General features: G+C 36.1%; 1 pseudogene. It reads left to right on the top strand.

Annotated elements, in window-relative coordinates:
* A pseudogene (locus G3A46_RS14125) lies at window positions 1–321 on the top strand (PD40 domain-containing protein); the annotation flags it as partial.

Genomic DNA, 321 nt, shown 5'->3' with positions numbered 1-321 from the left:
CTGCAGTTTTTACCAAAGATGGTAAAACCATTTACTTTACTCGAAATAGTTATATAGATGGACAAAAAGAACTCGATAAATCTAAAAAACATAAAACCCTTAGACTAAGCCTTTTTAAAGCTGAGAAGACGGGTGAGAATACTTGGTCTAATGTAGAGGAATTACCTTTTAACAATAAGGCCTATTCAGTTGCGCATCCTGCTTTAAGTCCGGATGGCAAAAGATTGTATTTTTCATCTGATATGCCAGGTACTCTAGGTATGTCTGACCTTTGGTATGTAGACATTTTAGAAAATGGCACCTATGGTACACCAGTTAACC

Source organism: Aequorivita sp. KMM 9714, assembly GCF_011065475.1.
GTDB lineage: Bacteria > Bacteroidota > Bacteroidia > Flavobacteriales > Flavobacteriaceae > Aequorivita > Aequorivita sinensis.
This window is presented reverse-complemented; position numbering and strand designations above follow the sequence as displayed.